Annotated in this window: 14 protein-coding genes; 5 read left to right on the top strand and 9 right to left on the bottom strand. The window is 44.3% G+C overall.

The annotated features are described in order from the left end of the window. Positions 1–19: 19 nt before the first annotated feature. Positions 20–1687, bottom strand: a complete 1668-nt coding sequence (locus BMW86_RS08520) for a glutamine--tRNA ligase/YqeY domain fusion protein (RefSeq protein ID WP_089780856.1) — start codon at positions 1685–1687, stop codon at positions 20–22. A gap of 110 nt (positions 1688–1797) precedes the next feature. Here BMW86_RS08520 and BMW86_RS08515 point away from each other — a divergent pair, with 110 nt between their 5' ends. The 4 genes from BMW86_RS08515 (at position 1798) to fumC (ending at position 5600) form a co-directional block, all read left to right on the top strand. After that, positions 1798–2217 carry a cobalamin B12-binding domain-containing protein gene (locus BMW86_RS08515; protein WP_089780854.1) on the top strand — a complete coding sequence of 140 codons (420 nt, stop codon included), beginning with the start codon at positions 1798–1800 and terminating at the stop codon, positions 2215–2217. Positions 2218–2279: 62 nt separating this feature from the next. Further along, positions 2280–3053, top strand: coding sequence for a porin family protein (locus BMW86_RS08510; RefSeq protein WP_089780852.1), 774 nt, complete (start codon positions 2280–2282; stop codon positions 3051–3053). Between the two features lie 340 nt (positions 3054–3393). After that, complete coding sequence (locus BMW86_RS08505; RefSeq protein WP_089780850.1) at positions 3394–4170, top strand: enoyl-CoA hydratase/isomerase family protein; 777 nt, start codon at positions 3394–3396, stop codon at positions 4168–4170. 29 nt (positions 4171–4199) lie between these two features. Continuing rightward, positions 4200–5600 (top strand): class II fumarate hydratase, encoded by a 1401-nt coding sequence (fumC, locus tag BMW86_RS08500; protein ID WP_089780848.1) that lies wholly within the window; start codon positions 4200–4202, stop codon positions 5598–5600. A 140-nt stretch (positions 5601–5740) separates the two neighbouring features. Here fumC and BMW86_RS08495 read toward each other — a convergent pair whose 3' ends face one another. The 8 genes from BMW86_RS08495 to BMW86_RS08460 form a co-directional block, all read right to left on the bottom strand. Then, a complete protein-coding gene (locus BMW86_RS08495) occupies positions 5741–6721 on the bottom strand; it encodes a sulfite exporter TauE/SafE family protein (RefSeq protein ID WP_089780847.1) in 981 nt (326 codons plus the stop codon). Between the two features lie 111 nt (positions 6722–6832). Continuing rightward, positions 6833–9703 carry a TonB-dependent receptor gene (locus tag BMW86_RS08490; protein ID WP_089780845.1) on the bottom strand — a complete coding sequence of 957 codons (2871 nt, stop codon included), beginning with the start codon at positions 9701–9703 and terminating at the stop codon, positions 6833–6835. Between the two features lie 271 nt (positions 9704–9974). Next, the gene (locus BMW86_RS08485) at positions 9975–10622 is read right to left on the bottom strand and encodes a lipoprotein signal peptidase (protein WP_255372876.1); all 648 of its coding nucleotides are present in this window, start codon (positions 10620–10622) and stop codon (positions 9975–9977) included. 52 nt (positions 10623–10674) lie between these two features. After that, a complete protein-coding gene (locus tag BMW86_RS08480; protein ID WP_089780841.1) occupies positions 10675–13173 on the bottom strand; it encodes a bifunctional UDP-N-acetylmuramoyl-tripeptide:D-alanyl-D-alanine ligase/alanine racemase in 2499 nt (832 codons plus the stop codon). 176 nt (positions 13174–13349) lie between these two features. After that, on the bottom strand, positions 13350–15074 hold the full coding sequence (gene gldG / locus BMW86_RS08475; RefSeq protein ID WP_177189198.1) for a gliding motility-associated ABC transporter substrate-binding protein GldG: 1725 nt from the start codon (positions 15072–15074) through the stop codon (positions 13350–13352). Between the two features lies 1 nt (position 15075). Continuing rightward, positions 15076–15810, bottom strand: coding sequence for a gliding motility-associated ABC transporter permease subunit GldF (gene gldF, locus BMW86_RS08470; RefSeq protein WP_089780837.1), 735 nt, complete (start codon positions 15808–15810; stop codon positions 15076–15078). Between the two features lie 276 nt (positions 15811–16086). Then, positions 16087–16515, bottom strand: a complete 429-nt coding sequence (locus BMW86_RS08465) for an iron-sulfur cluster assembly scaffold protein (RefSeq protein WP_089780836.1) — start codon at positions 16513–16515, stop codon at positions 16087–16089. Positions 16516–16535: 20 nt separating this feature from the next. Then, positions 16536–17741, bottom strand: a complete 1206-nt coding sequence (locus BMW86_RS08460) for an IscS subfamily cysteine desulfurase (RefSeq protein ID WP_089780834.1) — start codon at positions 17739–17741, stop codon at positions 16536–16538. A gap of 155 nt (positions 17742–17896) precedes the next feature. Between BMW86_RS08460 and mce the strand changes: the two genes are divergently transcribed. Beyond that, positions 17897–18298, top strand: a complete 402-nt coding sequence (gene mce, locus BMW86_RS08455) for a methylmalonyl-CoA epimerase (protein ID WP_089780832.1) — start codon at positions 17897–17899, stop codon at positions 18296–18298. Positions 18299–18602: the final 304 nt, after the last annotated feature.

Genomic DNA, 18602 nt, shown 5'->3' with positions numbered 1-18602 from the left:
GTGCCGGACTTTTTTTTACTTAATTCTTTTTCACTTCTTTCGCCCAGGCATCTTTCAATGTTACCGTTCTGTTGAAGATCGGTTTCTCCGGAGTACTATCCGTATCTACACTAAAGTAACCTTTGCGTAAGAACTGTAAACGCTCACCGGGTTTGGCATTTACCAGTCCGGGTTCTATGAATGCATTTGGAATGATCTGTAAGGAATCAGGATTGATATATGATTTGAAATCGCCCTCTTCACTACCTGGATTTTCTACTTTAAACAGACGGTCATACAGTCTGATCTCCGCAGTAGCAGCATGTGCTGCACTTACCCAGTGAATAGTACCTTTTACGGTTAATCCGCTGTTATCTCCACCACTTTTACTTTCGGGAAGATAAGTACAGTAGATAGTAGTGATCTCTCCATTTTCATCTTTATCAAAGCTCTCTCCTTTGATGATGTAAGCGTTCTTCAAACGTACTGCCAGACCGGGTCCCAGACGGAAGAATTTCTTAGGAGGATTCTCCATAAAATCTTCACGCTCTATGTATAAAGTCTGACTGAATGGCAACATACGGCGTCCTGCTTCAGGATCTTCCTGGTTGTTTTCAGCAGATAATTCTTCTACCTGGTCCGCAGGATAGTTGGTGATCACCAGCTTCACAGGGTCCAGTACTGCCATTACGCGGTTAGCTGTTTTATTCAGCTCCTCACGGATACAGAATTCCAGCAGGCTTACATCGATCAGGTTATCACGTTTCTGTACGCCTATACGTTCGCAGAAAGCGCGGATACTGGCAGGAGTATAACCACGGCGGCGTAAGCCACTGATGGTAGGCATACGGGGATCATCCCAGCCACTTACAAAGTTACCCTGTACCAGTTCCAGCAGCTTACGTTTACTCATGATAGTATACGTAAGGTTCAATCTGGAGAATTCATACTGATGGGAAGGAAAGATACCCAGCTGTTCTATGAACCAGTTGTATAAAGGACGATGTGGTATAAATTCCAGTGTACAGATGGAGTGCGTGATCTGCTCTATGCTATCGCTTTGTCCATGTGCAAAGTCGTACATCGGATAGATGCACCATTTATCACCGGTACGATGATGGTGTGCATGTTTGATACGATAGATGATAGGGTCACGCATGTGCATGTTGGGAGATGCGAGGTCTACCTTTGCACGTAATACTTTTTCCCCGTCTTTGAACTCACCGTTACGCATACGCAGGAACAGGTCCAGGTTCTCATCTATACTGCGGCTGCGGTATGGAGTAGGAGTACCCGGTACTGTAGGCGTCCCTTTTGAAACGGCGATTTCATCTGCGGATGAATCATCCACATAAGCCAGATCTTTCTTTATCAGTTGTACTGCAAATTCGTATATCTGTTCAAAATAGTCGGATGCATATAGTTCCTGAGCCCATTGAAATCCCAGCCATTGGATGTCTTGTTTGATAGAATCCACATATTCGGTGTCTTCCTTAACAGGATTGGTATCATCAAAGCGCAGGTTGGTCTGGCCATTGTATTTCTTTGCCAGTTCAAAGTTGAGGCAAATAGATTTGGCATGACCAATATGAAGGTATCCATTGGGTTCAGGAGGGAAGCGGGTAAGCACCCTGCCGTCATTAACACCGTTGGCAATATCTTCTTCTACGATCTGTTCCAGAAAATTCAGGGACTTTTCTTCACTCATATAGATTATATATTTCGGACGGCAAAGGTAGTAAAAAGTCCAGTAGTCCCCAGATTCATGGTCTGTGGGCTAAAAAATCCTAAATTACAGCCCTTAAGAACCCAAACGTTATGGAGAAACCCCTGAATCGCCCGGTGCGGGTATTGGTAGCTAAAGTGGGCCTGGATGGCCATGACAGAGGAGCTAAAGTGATAGCGGCAGCGTTGCGCGATGCCGGTATGGAAGTTATCTATACAGGTCTGCGGCAGACTCCCGATATGGTGGTGAATGCAGCCTTGCAGGAAGATGTGGACGCCATCGGTGTCAGTATCCTGTCTGGGGCACATATGACGGTATTTCCCCGTATTATGGCCCTGATGAAAGAGAAAAAGATGGATGATGTACTGCTGACTGGCGGGGGGATCATCCCGGAAACGGATATGAATGAACTGAATGAATTAGGGGTAGGGAAACTGTTCCCTCCGGGTACCCGCACAGAAGATATTGCCATTTATATCAGGGAATGGGTGGCGGCTCACAGAGATTTTTAAAATTTTTGTAACTTTTTCAGAGATCAGTCGTCTTTCCAGGGTATAATCATCCAATAACAGTTATGAATCATAAGATTTACCTATTGCCAATTTTACTGTGCCTGTTGCAGTTAACCGCCTTTTCCCAGGATAAAACAGATTCCACGGTGACTATTACTGTGGAAGAGAATATTACTATTACCCATAACAGCAGGTCTTATATGACCTGGGGTGGGGATGGTGCATTATTATCATTCGGAAATATTAAATATGCGGGTGAAAGTGTCCATAACATTCCGCGTTTTACATTATTCTTTAATGTCGGGAATAACTATAACTATGATCTTGATCGTCATTTTGGCATTTTTACCGGCTTGAACCTTAAAAATATAGGGTTAATTACTAAAGAGAATGACTCTGTAAAGTTGAAACGCCGTGTATACACAGTAGGTATTCCTCTGGGTATTAAAATAGGAGATCTCAGGGGTGGTACTTTCTTCTTTGCCGGCGGATCTTATGATCTGGCTTTTAATTATAAAGAGAAACAATTCCTGAACGGAGATAAAAGACACAAATTTAATGAATGGTTCAGCAATCGTACACCCTTACTGATGCCTTCTGTGTTTGCAGGTATCCGCTTTTCTCCGGGTTTTGGATTGAAAGTGCAGTACTATCCCAATAACTTCTTTAACAGGGAGTACAAACAGACTATCAATGGTGTAACAACCCAGCCTGCTAAAGATGTGGAATCCAAAATGTTCTTTGCTACGCTCAGTTATGATTTTGGAAAAGAGATATCTCATCCTTCGGCCAAAGTACATTGGGAACGCAAGACCAAACATTGGGAAAAGAGGTAGTATCTCAGTTTGATTACATAATCTTCGCACCAGATGTTGTTGATCGATAAATACACCTTATCTGACGTGAATATTAGGTGAAGTTAAATTGAAAAACAAATGCTGAGCCCATATTCCCAAGCTAAATCAGAGAACTAAACAGTCAGATGCAGTATATTTATGATCAACAACATCTGCCAATCTACGCTGTCATAATATTCAAACTGAGGCATTACCGGAAAAGAAATAAGTAAAACGATTATAATCATCTGATCCGGCTTCTAAAGAGGCCGGATTTTTTGTTGAATAGCATTGTCCTTTTTATGGCTTAAATTAGTCCTTCCAATAAAACCGCGTTACCATGTATCAGACTATTCGTACAGAACTCACTGATAATATTTTCTTTATTTACATCAACAGGCCGAATAAAATGAATGCTCTGAATCAGCAGGTGATGACAGAGCTGGCATTGGCCGTAGACGAGATATATACTAATAAGGAGATCAAAAGTGCAGTGATTACCGGTACCGGGGAAAAGGCTTTTGTAGCAGGAGCTGATATTGAAGAGTTCCTGACCATATCAGCAGCACAGGGTGTTGAACTCGCTAAAAAGGGACATGTTATTTTCAAACGTATAGAGGATAGTCCAAAGCCCATCATCGCAGCAGTGAATGGTTTTGCGCTGGGAGGTGGTTGTGAACTGGCCATGGCCTGCCACTTCCGTATTGCATCTGCCAATGCGAAGTTCGGACAGCCGGAAGTGAACCTGGGACTGATACCCGGTTATGGTGGTACCCAGCGGCTGACGGCCCTGATTGGAAAAGGAAAGGCAATGGAACTGATGATGACGGGAGACCAGATCAATGCCATGGATGCACTTGGCTGGGGGCTGGTGAATCATGTAGTTGCCCAGGATGAACTGATTTTCAAGGCAAAAGAGATCTTAACGAAGATCCATACCAAGGGACCGCTGGCCATTGCCAGGGTCATTAAATGTGCGAATGCCGCGCTGGATAAGGATATAGACAGTTACGAGCTGGAGATAGAAGAGTTTGGGGCCTGCTTTGCGACAAAGGACATGCAGGAAGGGGCAGAAGCATTCGTGCAAAAAAGGCATGCAATATTTATAGGAGAATAGCTAGGTTTGTACCGCAAAAAATCAAGTATATGGAATATAGAATAGAGAAAGACACGATGGGCGAAGTGAAAGTGCCGGTAGACGCTTACTATGGTGCTCAGACACAACGATCTATCGATAATTTCAAGATTGCCCAGGATATTAACAGAATGCCTAAAGAGATTATCAAGGCATTTGCTTACCTGAAAAAGGCCGCTGCTTTGACGAACCTGGATGCAGGTGTACTGCCTGCAGAAAAGGCTACCCTGATTGGTAAAGCCTGTGATGAAATACTTGCCGGCAAACTGGACGACCAGTTCCCGCTGGTAGTATGGCAAACCGGTTCCGGTACACAATCCAACATGAACGTGAATGAAGTGGTAGCTTATCGTGCTCACGTGATCAATGGCGGACAGCTTTCTGATAAAGAAAAAGTGATACACCCTAATGACGATGTGAATAAATCACAGTCATCCAATGATACTTTCCCTACTGCCATGCATATTGCGGCGTATAAAATGCTGGTGGAAGTAACCATCCCCGGTATTACCAAACTGCGCGATACACTGGCTGAAAAGGCAGTTGCATTCAAACATGTAGTGAAGATCGGACGTACCCATTTTATGGATGCTACGCCTTTAACATTAGGTCAGGAAATCAGCGGGTATGTTTCCCAGCTGAATCATGGACTGAAAGCAATTAACAATACACTGGAGCACCTGAGCGAACTGGCTCTGGGTGGGACTGCGGTTGGTACCGGTATCAACACACCAAAAGGATATTCTGAGAATGTAGCGCAGAAGATCGCTGAGTTAACAGGACTTCCTTTTATTACTGCTGAAAACAAGTTTGAAGCACTGGCAGCTCACGATGCTATCGTGGAAGCACATGGGGCATTAAAAACTGTAGCAGTGAGCCTGATGAAGATAGCGAACGATATCCGTATGCTGAGTTCTGGCCCACGTTCTGGTATCGGAGAGATCCATATTCCTGATAATGAGCCAGGGTCTTCTATCATGCCGGGTAAGGTGAATCCTACTCAGTGTGAGGCGCTGACTATGATCGTTGCACAGGTACTGGGTAATGATGTCGCTATCAATATTGGGGGCGCTACCGGTCATTTTGAACTGAACGTGTTCAAGCCGGTAATGATCTTCAACTTCCTGCACTCTGCACGTCTGATAGGTGATGGTTGCGTAAGCTTTAATGATAAATGTGCGGTGGGTATTGAGCCTATCGAAGCAAATATCAAGAAGCATGTTGATAATTCACTGATGCTGGTAACTGCGCTGAATACAAAGATCGGCTATTATAAGGCTGCTGAAATTGCACAGACTGCACATAAAGAAGGAACTACCCTGAAAGAAATGGCGGTTAAACTGGGTTATGTAAAACCTGAAGAATTTGATGCCTGGGTAAATCCGATTGATATGGTGGGAGAGATTAAATAGTTTGTAGTGCAGGGCGAAGCCCTGCAAAACCTCCTTCAATTTTTTGTGATAGTGCGAAGCACTATTACAAAAAATTACTCTTTGATCAAATTAGAAAGAGCTATAACTAAAAAGCCCCGGAATTTTCCGGGGCTTTTTAGTTAGTTATAATGATGTATAAGTGTCGTTATTATTGTTCTGAGACTTAATAAGATGATCAGTATTCCAACCATGATCATCATCGGTTTACGTTTAATCTTCCTTACCAGCAAGGCTGCAAAAGGAGAAGCAACTACACCGCCAATGATAAGACCTATAATCACCGGCCAGCCGGTAATAGCGCCAAACAACAGAAATGTACCCGCGCTGGCAAAAGAGATAAAGAATTCAGCTGCATTTACGGAGCCTATAGTATAATGAACGGTACGTCCTTTGCTTAATAAGGTAGAAGTTACAATAGGGCCCCATCCGCCACCACCGATAGCATCCATGAAACCACCAAACAACGCCAGGAATCCCAGTCTTTTTGTTTTGCTTTTAGCTTTCTTAGCCTGGAATGCTTTGCGGAGAACGATGATACCTAATACCAGCAGGTAAGCGCTCATGTAAGGTTTGATAAACTCTCCGTCAATTCTTTTAGAGAGCAGATAAGCACCTGCTACAGATCCGATGATACCTGGTATTAAAAGGTATAAAAAGAGTTTCTTGTTTACATTGCCGAAACGGAAGTGAGAGATACCGGAAGCGCCGGTAGTGAATACTTCTGCTACGTGTACACTTGCACTGGCAATAGCCGGAGGAATGCCGAGTCCCAGCAGCAGGGAAGTAGAAGTAGCTCCGTAAGCCATGCCCAGGGCGCCATCTACCATCTGGGCCGCTAATCCCACACAGATATAAAAGAGTACTTCCCTGGTAAAGAGAGAAGCTGTAAAGTCATAAATGCGCGTATGGGTAGCATCAGAAGTATTGTAGTAATACAGGATCCCTGCACCTGCCAATACCGCCACAGCGATAAGTGCTATCAGCACCCATAAAGCAGGTTTCTTACGGTTCTCTTCGTTCACCAGGTTGATAAGTACCTCCTGGCGAGCTTCTGTAGCCGTCTGTCTTTCAATCTTCTCTATTACCTCGTTATGCGACATGTATTAGTATTATGTAGTCTAGTCTATAGATATTATAGACTAAGGTAGGGTGAATAACTTGGATATCCAAATGGAAACAAAAAAAGAGAGCAAGTGCTCTCTTTTTCCTGTTTATCTGTTGAAAGGAAGATCATATGTAATGGCCAGGTAGTAGAGACCTTTGATGGTAGGGCCACCTACGTACTGGAAGTAAGATGAGTTAAAGATATTGGAACCACCCACTTTTACAGAAGTATGAAGCTTTGGTAATCCGTAAGTTATCTGGGCATCTACGGTGCTGTAGGCTGGTACATCGCCATTACCGAAGAGGTTCTGCCAGTAGAAATTATCCTGCCAGTGCCATACTACGTTGAAACCAACATTCTTAACTACCTGCCTGTTACCGATGCTCACATTTGTAAACCATTTTGGCGTGTTAAAACCTGGAATCAATGCATCGTCTTTGGTTTTATCCTGTGCCAGTGTGTTATAGTTGGCGTTACCGCTGATCGTAAATGTTTTGTAGAAATTGTATGTTAAGCCCAGTGCAAAGCCGTAGTTCTCAACAGTTGACTTACTGTTTGTCCATACACGGTAGCGGTTCTGGTATTGTTTATCATACATCTGGTCCAGTACGGCCTGGGTTTTATCGTTCACACTACCTGTTTGTGGAACAGCTACTTCCACCTGTCCTATGAAATGTTTATAAGAGTTGTAATAAGCGTCAACATCAACAAATAATTTGTTATCAAACAGTACACTCTTATAACCTGCTTCAAATGAATGGATCTGTTCAGGTACGATAGGATCGAGGTTCGCTACTTTCAGGACGCCTGCATTTGCCTGCTCTGCCTGTGCGCGGGTAAGAGTAGGATCTGCATTGGTAGCTTTATTAACAGCCGTAGTGAATGCTGTAGCGCTGGAAGTAAGGAAAGAGTTCTTGAAATAACCCAGTCCTTGTTCAATGAATGCGAGACCACCTACACGTCTTACACCACCGTTATTAACAAAAGAGTAAGCCTCAAACAGGGAAGGGAAACGGAAACCGTTCTGCCAGGAAGCCCTGAAGTTATGACGCTGGTTAGGAGTGGTGAATACGGCAGCCACACGTGGGTTGAATTTACCGTCAAACTGCTGGCTCTTATCATAACGAAGGGAACCTGTCAGTTTTAACTGATCGTGCAGGAAGAGTTTACCCACTTGTACGAATCCGCCTACTTTACCGTACCAGATGTTTTTACCACCGGGCGTATTACGGTCTGCCATTGCCTTGGTGAAGTCTACGAAGTTGTTACCATCTGGTATGATTTCGTAGGTACGGTAGTCAGCACCAGTCAGTACGTCCATGAAATGGATGTACTTGCGTAGGTTCCAGGTACCTTCCACATGATAGAAGTGACTCATTTGCAGCAGCGCAGCGCCACCACTTTTGTTGGTGCTGTCTTTGGAAGTAGGGTAGATATCCCAGTCGTTGATGCTTTTAATCTTAGCCAGCTGTTTGTCGAATTCCGGTGTACCGGGCGTCCAGCGGCCATTATCGGCTGCAGCACGTGCAGCACGGTGGGCTGCAGCGATGTCTTCACCACTGGTCAGAGCGTTATTGAGGGCAGTGGTGTAATCCTTCTGCCATACTTTATCTGTTTTGAAGGATTTTTCCAGGTTATCTGCCAGTGGGTTCATGTTGTATGAGTTACCTGTATTTTCCAGGGACACATAAGAACGCAGGGTGAAATCCTCTCCCACCAGTTCCAGTTTATGATTCTGTACCAGTACGTTTTTCAGACCGATACGGTTACCACGCTGGAAGAAACCGTCCATTTGTCCTACTCTGTAAGCATATGATGCTTCCAGTTTAGGCTTTATTTTATAATGGAGAGATCCATCAAATTTCATATTCTTTACAGTGTAATCACCTACCAGGTCTTTTTCCCAGTAACCTGTGCGGGATACGTTGTAAGATTTCCCGTTTTTATCTGTGATAGGGAAAGTACTCTGATCCGCATATTTGTTCCAGGCATCATTAGCTACGTTGTTAGCACCCACTAATGTTGGGAAATCCGGGTTGGCTTTGGTACCAGGGTTAAAGTCCTGGTGACTATCAGCGTACCAGTCGGTTCCCTGCATATAAGAGAAATTCACTTTAAATGCCCAGTGGCTGTTAATGGCCTGCGCATAGCGAACAGCAGTTTCAGTAATGGGTTTGGGAGAACTTCCGCCACCATCAAAGTGGTTGAAGGCCAGTTTCTGGTATACACTTACGCCTTGGTACTGGAAGGGATTCTTGGTGATAAGGTTAGACATCCCGTTGATGGCGTTCATACCGTAGAGGGCAGAAGAGGCACCGGGAGTTACTTCTATACTTAAGATATCCAGTTCAGTGGGGCCGATGGCATTACCCAAAGGTACACCCAGCGTGGCCGCCTGGTTGTCTACTCCGTCTATCAGCTGCATAAAGCGGAAGTTATTGGGTACGTTGAAACCGCGGGTATTGAATACTTTGAAGGTAAGACCGGCGGTGGTCATCTGTACACCTTTGAGGTTACCGATAGCATCGTAGAAAGAGGCTGCCGGTGTTTCTTTTAAAGCACGAACGTCCAGCTTTTCAATGGCTACGGGCGACTTTAACAGCTTCTCCGACTGACGGGAAGCTGATACCACCACTTCATTCACCAGCAGGGATTGCGTTATCATGTGGATCTGCAAACGGCTGCTGCTGTTCTTTACTTCAAACTCCTGGGGCTGATAACCCAACAGGCGTACTATTATTTTCAGCGGAAATTTAGTGTTGGCAGTGATTTCAAAGCGACCGGTACTATCTGTAAGGGCGCCAAAGGAAGTTCCTTTGATCTGTACGGATGCACCTCCCAGTTGTTCGTTCTTGTCGCCGGTGATCTTTCCCCCGATAATATAAGAACCGTTCAGTTGTGCCTGTGCCAGTAATGGCAATAGCAGGGTCAGCAGAAACAGGTATGATATACGTATAGGAAGCTTAATTATGTTCATATAAAGCGATGATTTGTAGTTTGGATAAGAGTTCAGTGAAATTGGTTGTCCCTGGGGTGAAGCTATTTGCTACAACATCGTATCGTAAAAGAAGTGTCCATTATTCATTTTATTGGTGGTGGTAAATTACAGAACTCTATTAGTCTATAGAATTTGTGGACAAATGTAATAAGGGAATTTTATCTTTCAAAGAAAACGTTAAAATAAAGGCAATAAAAAAGGCTTTCAGGTGAGTTACTACCTGAAAGCCAATAATATATGTGGAGAATATTTACTTAGTAACGGGTACCTGTTCCTGTTCAGCCAGCTTCTCATGGTGTTTGCCAAAGAAACGTTTCTGGAATACCAGGATGGAAATTACACCTACAGAGATAGCCGCATCAGCTACGTTAAAGATGGGACGGAAGAAAATAAAGTAATCGCCACCTTTAAATGGGACCCACTTAGGCAGGTAGCCTTCATAGATAGGGAAATACAGCATATCTACCACATTACCATGCAGGAAGGTGCCATAACCACCACCGGGAGGCAGGAACTTAGCCACTTCATAATAATTGGTGGAAGAGAAGATCAGCCCGTAGAACATACTGTCTATCAGGTTACCGGCTGCACCGGCCAGGATCAGGGAACCGCAGATGAGCAGTCCTGTGCCATAACCCTGGGTTACCAGCTTCTTCATATAACGGAAGCCCAATACTACAGCGGCAAGGCGGAAAAGAGTCAGTACTACTTTACCGGCGTCGCCGCCAAATTTCATTCCGTAAGCCATACCGTCATTTTCAATGAAATGAATGCGGAACCAGTTAGGGAAAATGTTGAATTCCTGGTTAAAGTTCATGTGGGTTTTGATCCAAAACTTCAAAGCCTGGTCTATAACCAGCACCAGCACTACTATCCAGATTACGTGACGATATTTCAAAGGAATAAATTTTGTTAAAAGTACTAATAATGTGCAAAATCGTAATTTCTGGTCATTCCTGGAAATATACCCGCTTTACACGCTGAGAAATTCCTGTTAATATTTCATAAGGGATGGTTTCTGCCCAGTCGGCCAACTGCTGAACCGGCAATCCTTCCCCAAAAACAATCACTTCATCTCCTTCCGCTACATCCGGAATATGGGTGACGTCCAGCATTAGCATGTCCATGGCTACAGTACCCGCTACAGGGGCTAACTGCCCGCGTACCAGCATCTTACCTACGCCATTACTGAGGCGGCGGGGATATCCGTCGGCATAACCGATGCGTACGGTGGCTGTTACGGAAGGACCTTTAGCTACCCATCTGCCACCATAACCTACTGTTTCGCCTGTTTGCAGGTGTTTTACCTGGGCGACTGTAGTTTTTAGTGTACTTACCGGGCGCAGCTGCATTTCATTGCTGCCATCTATACCGTACATCCCTATACCCAGGCGAACCATATCCAGTTGCAAGTTTGGATGGCGCTGGATGGCAGAACTGTTAGAAATGTGCCGGATTACCGCATTGCCAAGGGCTTTTTGCAGTTCATGGCTCATCTCAAAGAACAACTCTCCCTGTCGTTTGGTGAAGAGGTCCCTGGAAGGATCTTCACTGGCTGCCAGGTGACTGAATACAGATTTTACTTTCAGGTATTCATTATCTGTGAGACGTAATGCCAGCTCAGGAATATCTTTTTTCTCAAAGCCCAGGCGATGCATGCCTGTATCCAGTTTAATATGGATAGGGAAATTGGTTTTCCCAGAGATAATCACTTCTTCTTCAAACTGTTGTAACAGGTGGAGAGAATAAATCTCTGGTTCCAGGTTCCATTGCAGGATAGCATCAAAAGAACTTGGTTCCGGATTCATGACCATGATCGGCATGGTGATGCCGGTCCTTCTCAGTTCAACGCCTTCATCTGCATAAGCTACAGCCAGGTAATCAATACCGTGGAACTGTAACAGGTTGGCTATTTCGAAACTACCGCTGCCATAAGAAAAGGCTTTTACCATGGCCATTACTTTGGTAGATGGCTGGAGTAATGCCTGGTATTGTTTGATATTATGGGAAACCGCACTGAGATTAATTTCCAGTATGGTCTGATGTACTTTTTGTTCCAGGAGTTTGCCGATGCGTTCGAATTCGAAGATACGGGCACCCTTCAGCAGGATGGTTTCATGCTGGAAATCCTGGGAGTTGAAGCTTTGTATAAACTCTTCTGTGGTAAGGTAAAACTGGCTTTTCAGGTCGGGTACCTGCTGGAAGCTCATTTTCTCTCTACCTATATTTTTGCCTATACCGATCAGTTTATTGATGCCCTTTTGTTGCAGCAGGCTGGCCACTTCTTCATAAAGGGAGGCATCGCTTTTACCACTTTGTAAGATATCACTGAGGATAACGGTAAGGGTAGGGTGCTGATGCTGTTGCTGTAAGAAGTCGAGCGCTATTGTGAGAGAACCGAGGTCAGAGTTATAACTGTCGTTGATGATAGAGCAGTTATTGATGCCCTGTTTCAGTTCCAGTCGCATGGCAATATTGCCTAACTGGTCCATGCGTTGCTGGATGACAGCCTGGTCCATACCAAGATGGATCATCAGTGCCCAGCAGTGAATGGCGTTCTCAATAGAACCTTCATCCACAAAAGGGATCGTGATATGTAATGGCTCTGTTTTATAGAGCGCATCTATACGGGCCTGGTTATTATTTTTATCTACAGCGATGATACGCAGGTCTGCATCTGTTTTGCGTGACCAGGTAAATAGCTGCAACCCTCCCTCATGATTATCTTTTTTCCCTACTACATTATGAAAGGCATTTACACATTCATTAAGGGCCAGGTAATCTTTGGAATAGATAAGCAGGTCGCTTTTGGAGAACAGTACCAGCTTTTCGTTGATCTTCTGACGGATGTTGAGGAAGCCTTCGCTATGTGCTTCGCCGATGTTGGTAAAGATGCCGATAGTAGGACGGATGATCTTTTCCAGGTGTTCCATTTCCCCGGGCTGGGAGATACCCGCCTCAAAAATGGCCAGCGTATGTTCCGGCTTCATCTGCCATACAGACAAAGGAACGCCTATCTGCGAGTTATAACTTTTTGGACTGCGAACGATGTTGTAGTCCTTTTCCAGCAGCTGGTACAGCCATTCTTTGACAACAGTTTTACCATTACTGCCGGTAATACCGATAACGGGTATGTGAAAATGCTGACGGTGAAAAGCTACCAGTGCATGTAATGCATTCATGGTATCCTTTACCAGTATAATGTTGGCTTTAGGAAATTTGCCTGGTTCCGGGGGGGCACTCACTACGAAATTACTTACACCTTTTTCGTACAGTTCCTGCATGTACTGATGAGCATTCCGGCGGTTGCTGACCAATGGAATAAAAACAGATGTTTCCGGAAAAGTCAGTTTCCGGCTGTCCAGCAAAATGTGTTCAATCTCCGGATTACCCGTCTGCTGTAATAATTCACCTTTCAGCACTTTGCTGATACTTTCTGCGTTGTACACTGATTGATTTATTTTTTGCTGCTTATTTTAATATTCCCCGATATAAGATTGGGTAATGTACAATGGCTATACAATAAATATACCGGGGTTCTATTGGCCTTTTGACAAGCGCAAATATAGGTTAACTATTGCTCCTTAAACAATTAGAAAACATAGAGAGCATTATTTATTGGTTACTACTCAAATTTTCGTTGCCGGATAAACTGGAATATGGCAGCAAAAAGTAATATTATACCGATAGGAACCAGGAAACAGATCACCTGCCACTTTGTTTTTTCCTGTTTGACCTTTTCAGCATCTAACAGTCTTAGTGTCAGTTGTTTATTACGGGCTTCCATGATCCCGGAGTTGCTGGTGAGGTATTCCAGTGAATTGAGCAGGAATTCCCTGTTGGCAAAGACAACAGAGGGATTATACATATTGATACCCATCTGTAAAGGGCCTTCCTTCTGCGAAACGGCATTGGTGATAATGTCTGCATCACTCACCACGATCATCTTATTGATAGTGTCTGCGTTATTTTTAAACGGGGTACCAGTGACCCGTTCTATTGCCTGTTGTTCATTCAGGTCCAGCCTGTTGCGGAATACGGAAGTGAACTTTCCTTCCAGTAGCACGGCTACGGGCAGGTTATGTCTGGTGAACTGGCGCACGTTTGGTTTTACACGCAGGTCATTCCAGCTCAGTTGTACCGGAGCACCTACTGCATGGGTACTGTTAGAAGTAGTGAGCAGGATCGTTTTTGAGATATCGCCGCCTTTCACAGTATCGATGGAGCTGGCGAAATGACTGAGTACAGGATCCATATTTTTTACGATAGGATGGGCACCTGTAGGAGCCAGTAAAGGAAAATAAGGGAAAGGTACCAGCGCAAACTGTGGTTGATTCCCATTATGACCTACTATCTGTGGAATCTGATCACATTGAATATCCTGCAGCAGGTCCTGGTTGATGCGTACCCCGTATTTAAACAGCATATCCTCCAGGTTCAGGCCCTGGTCAAGCGCTACATAGGTTTCGTGATGCTGAAGACTGTCCATAGAGACGTTCAGTTCATCTACGAACCACATGACGCGTCCGCCATTCATCACGTACTGGTCTATTTTCAGTTTGTCCTCATCGGAGAAACGGCTGACAGGTTTGGCAAATATGATGAGATTAAAATCTTTAGGGATATGTGATACGTACTGTAAGGTGATGGTATCCAGCCCGTAATTGCTTTGCATGGTCGTGAGGGCACTGAATACTTCTGCACCCAGCAGTTCCCCATTGCCCAGCATATAACCCACCAGAGGTTGTTGTTTCTGTTGTAAATGATAGATAGCGCTGGAGAACTGGTATTCGAGCAATGCCTCAGAGCTGTTCATTGTTTCCAGCGGATTAGCGCCACCCTGGTTTTTCAGGAGATTGATGCCGATCGTTTTACTGCCGTAGTGCAGTAATGCTCCGGGGAAGATGAGTTTTTCGGAATAACCCTGACTGGCATCTTCCTGCACCTGCATGTTGAATGGGGTAATACCTCTTTCAACCAACGATTGCTGGAAAGCTAAACGGGAGGAGTCATCGAGGCCCTGGCCAGGACCCTGGAAGGAGAACTGGATATGTTGTCCGCCGTATTCGCGGAACTCTTCCAGTAATTCCTGGGTGGACTGCGCCAGTTGTTTAAAGCTGGCGGGATAATCTCCTTTCAGGAATACTTCAATTGTTACGGTACTGTCCAGGTTCCGGAGCAATTGTTTGGTATGAGGAGTGAGTGTATATCTTTTTTCAGCGGTAAGGTCCCAGCGGTTATGCAGGAACGCTGCCAGTATGTTAATGCCTGTCAGCACAACTATCACAATAATAGCACGCTGTAAATATTGTTTCCTTCTGTTGGTAGCCACAATGATAGTTTTATTCACATTAATCCCATATTCTACGCTGCAAGGATAACCTTGTCAGGTAAAGCATTAACCCGATTACGCTTACGAAATAAATGATGTCACGGCTGTCGATAACACCCCTGCTGATGGATACGTAATGAAACTGAATCCCGGCCATTTGCAGGTAGTAGTCAGCGCTGCCAGTGAAAGCAGGCAATTTGCTGAATGCATCAAAGCCGTAATAGAATATGAAACAGGTAAAAATAGCGATGAGGAAAGCTACTACGGAATTAGAAGTAAGGGAGGAAGACCATACACCGATGGCGGTGAATATGGCGCCCAGTAATAACAGTCCTGTGTAAGAACCGGCAATACCTCCGTTATCCAGGCTGGCGGGATTAGCGCTTAGCTGGCGGATAGCGATATAATAAACGATAGTAGGGATCAGGGAGATGAATACAACCAGTACACCTGCCAGGAATTTACCGGTTACGATCTGCCACCAGCTGAGCGGTTTGGTGCTGAGCAGTTCCATGGTACCGGTTTTAAATTCATCGGCGAAACTGCGCATGGTGATGGCGGGGATCAGTAATAAGTAGATCAGCGGTGCCAGTTTGAAGAGAGGGTCCAGGTTGGCATACCCGTCGTCCAGCAGGCTGGTATCGGGGAAGACAAATAGTAGAAGTCCATTAGCCAGCAAAAAAAGGATAATGGCCACATAACCTGTGATGCTGCTGAAAAACTGGTGAATTTCCTTTTTGAAAATTGCGAGCATAGTAATGACTGAAAGTACAAATATATATAATTAAAAATGATCAATTACCAAGTAGTAACTCAGTTTGATTTTGGGTGCAGGGCGAAGCCCTGCAAAACCCCTTTAAATTTTTTGTGATGGTGCGAAGCACTATCACAAAAAAATCAAACCAGCTGATTAACGCAATAAATGGTGTTATATGATAAATGGAGTAAAATAATATGGCGGTGAAAGTCCCCTGTGGCATCCTTGGGGCGCCTTTAAATATAACGTGAAGAATTACTTTGTCCTCTAAAATTAAGCCTCGAAACCTGTTTCAATCTCTTCAAACTTCAGTTCTTCCAGACCGTTTTTCGCTCTGTAGTCGTTGATAGCTGCTTTGATTGCTTCTTCTACCAGTGCTGCGCAGTGAATCTTTGCAGGTGGAAGGTCGAGTTCTTCTACAAGGTACATGTCGTCGATCTGCGCTGCTTCGTCCAGGGTCTTCCATTTCAACCATTCTGTTGCCAGTGAAGATACCGCGATAGCTGCGCCACTTCCAAAGGTTTTGAACTTTGCATCTGTGATGACGCTGGTAGCCGGATTTACCTGAATCTGCAACCGGATTACTTCAATATACTCCGGCACATGTACCAATCCCATCCCTGTGTTAGCGTTGGTTTTATCCAATGAGCCTGCATTTCGGGGGTTGTTGTAATAATCTAGTATTTTCTCCGAATAACCCATAAGTATAAGTATAAAGATGTCTAGTAGTATTCCGTCATATCCGCCCCTTCCTTAAACATTTCCCACAGGGGACTGATCTCCCGTAGTTTGTTCACTGTATCTGTTACGGTTTGGATGGTATAGTCAATTTCTTCTTCAGTAGTAAAACGTCCCAGTCCAAAACGAAGCGAAGAGTGTGCCAGATCATCTCCCAGCCCTAAACCTTTCAAAACATAGCTGGGTTCCGGAGAAGCAGAGGTGCAGGCGGAGCCGGATGAGAGGGCGATACTTTTGTTGAAACCCATCATCAGCGCGTCTCCTTCCACATATTTAAAGGATATGTTGCTCACATGAGGCAGGCGGCTGGCAGTGCTGCCATTTACATAAGATTCTTCCAGTTGCAGCAGGGCAGCTTCCAGTTTATTCCGTAAAATGGACAAACGCTTCCCTTCTGCTTCCATTTCCCGGAGACTTATTTCACAGGCTTTCCCAAAACCAACAATACCGGTTACGTTTAAAGTGCCGGAGCGCATACCTCTTTCATGACCACCGCCATCCATCTGGGCAATGACCTTTACCCGGGGTGATTTACGGCGTACGTAGAGGGCGCCGACGCCTTTAGGACCATAGATCTTATGGGCACTGAAAGTGGCAAGGTCTATTCCATCGCGGTTTACATCTACCGGTACTTTACCGGCCGCCTGGGTGATATCGCTCATCATCAGTACCCCATTTTTTTTAGCCAGGGCGCTGATTTCACGGATGGGGTTGATTACCCCTATTTCATTATTGGCATACATGATAGCCACCAGTATGGTTTTGGGAGTGATGGCCGCTTCCAGTTCCTTTAAATCCGGTAAGCCTTCACTGTTCACTTTCAGGTAAGTGACGGACGCTCCCAGCTTTTCGAGGTGTTTACAGGTATCGAGTATTGCTTTGTGTTCTATTTCTGTAGTGATGATATGGTTGCCCTTGTCCGCATACATCTCAAAAACGCCTTTCAGCGCCAGGTTATCCCCTTCGGTAGCACCGGATGTGAAGATGATCTCTTTGGGATCAGCGCCTATCAATGCAGCCACCTGTTCACGGGCAAGGTCTATTGCCGCTTCTGCAGCCCATCCGTAGGAATGGTTACGGCTGGAAGCATTCCCGAAGATCTCTGTGAAATAAGGAAGCATTGTTTCCACTACCCGCGGATCGCAGGGAGTTGTAGCATTATTATCCAGATAAACGGGCAACTTTAGCATATTGGCGTAGATTAAGAATTATACCAAATTTAGCACTTAATAAACTGTTTTCGGCGGTGGCATATATATAGGCGTATAGAGAGGGACTATAACTATCTACGAGATTTAGGATCTGATGGTTCCCTCCGGCAAGGTAAAAATGCTAACTTGCTGTTATGCTTAAAGTTGAACATATAGGTATTGCCGTACAATCGTTAAACGTTTCTGTTCCGCTGTTTGAAAAATTATTGAACAGTCCCTGCTATAAAAAGGAAGCAGTAGATAGTGAGCAGGTACAAACCGCTTTTTTCCGTCAGGGAGATACAAAAATAGAATTGCTGGAAGCTACTGATGAGAATAGTGTGATTGCCCGTTTTTTAGAAAAGAAAGGAGAGGGAATGCATCATATTGCTTTTGAGGTAACAGATATTTTGGCAGAGATGGAGCGGTTGTCTTCAGAAGGGTTTACATTGCTGCAAACAGTGCCTAAACGAGGTGCAGATAATAAACTGGTATGTTTCTTACACCCCAAAAATACCAATGGTGTATTGATTGAATTGTGCCAGGAAATATCCTGAAAAAAAGTTTTAATTAATTAAATCCGTCCGGAATATCTCATCGTATATACAAGCAGACACAGGAAAGAATCACGTTAGTAAGTAAAAACTATTTCAGTAATATTTAAACTTTTTAGAATCTACGTTGTTGTTAAGATTGTGATGGGAATGTTCTCGGAGTTGTAAGCGTTAAAGACGCGTTAAGCCTGACTATTACCTATTTAAGTTGTACTCATTATTAGCCAAGCAAAAAACTTCATCAATTAAATAATCAAACTAATTAATACGATAATACCGTACACCATAATAATATTTAAATCTTTTA

The organism is Chitinophaga sp. YR573, from assembly GCF_900110995.1.
Lineage (GTDB): Bacteria > Bacteroidota > Bacteroidia > Chitinophagales > Chitinophagaceae > Chitinophaga.
The sequence above is the reverse complement of the archived record's forward strand: the minus strand, read 5'-3'. Positions and strand labels throughout refer to the sequence as shown.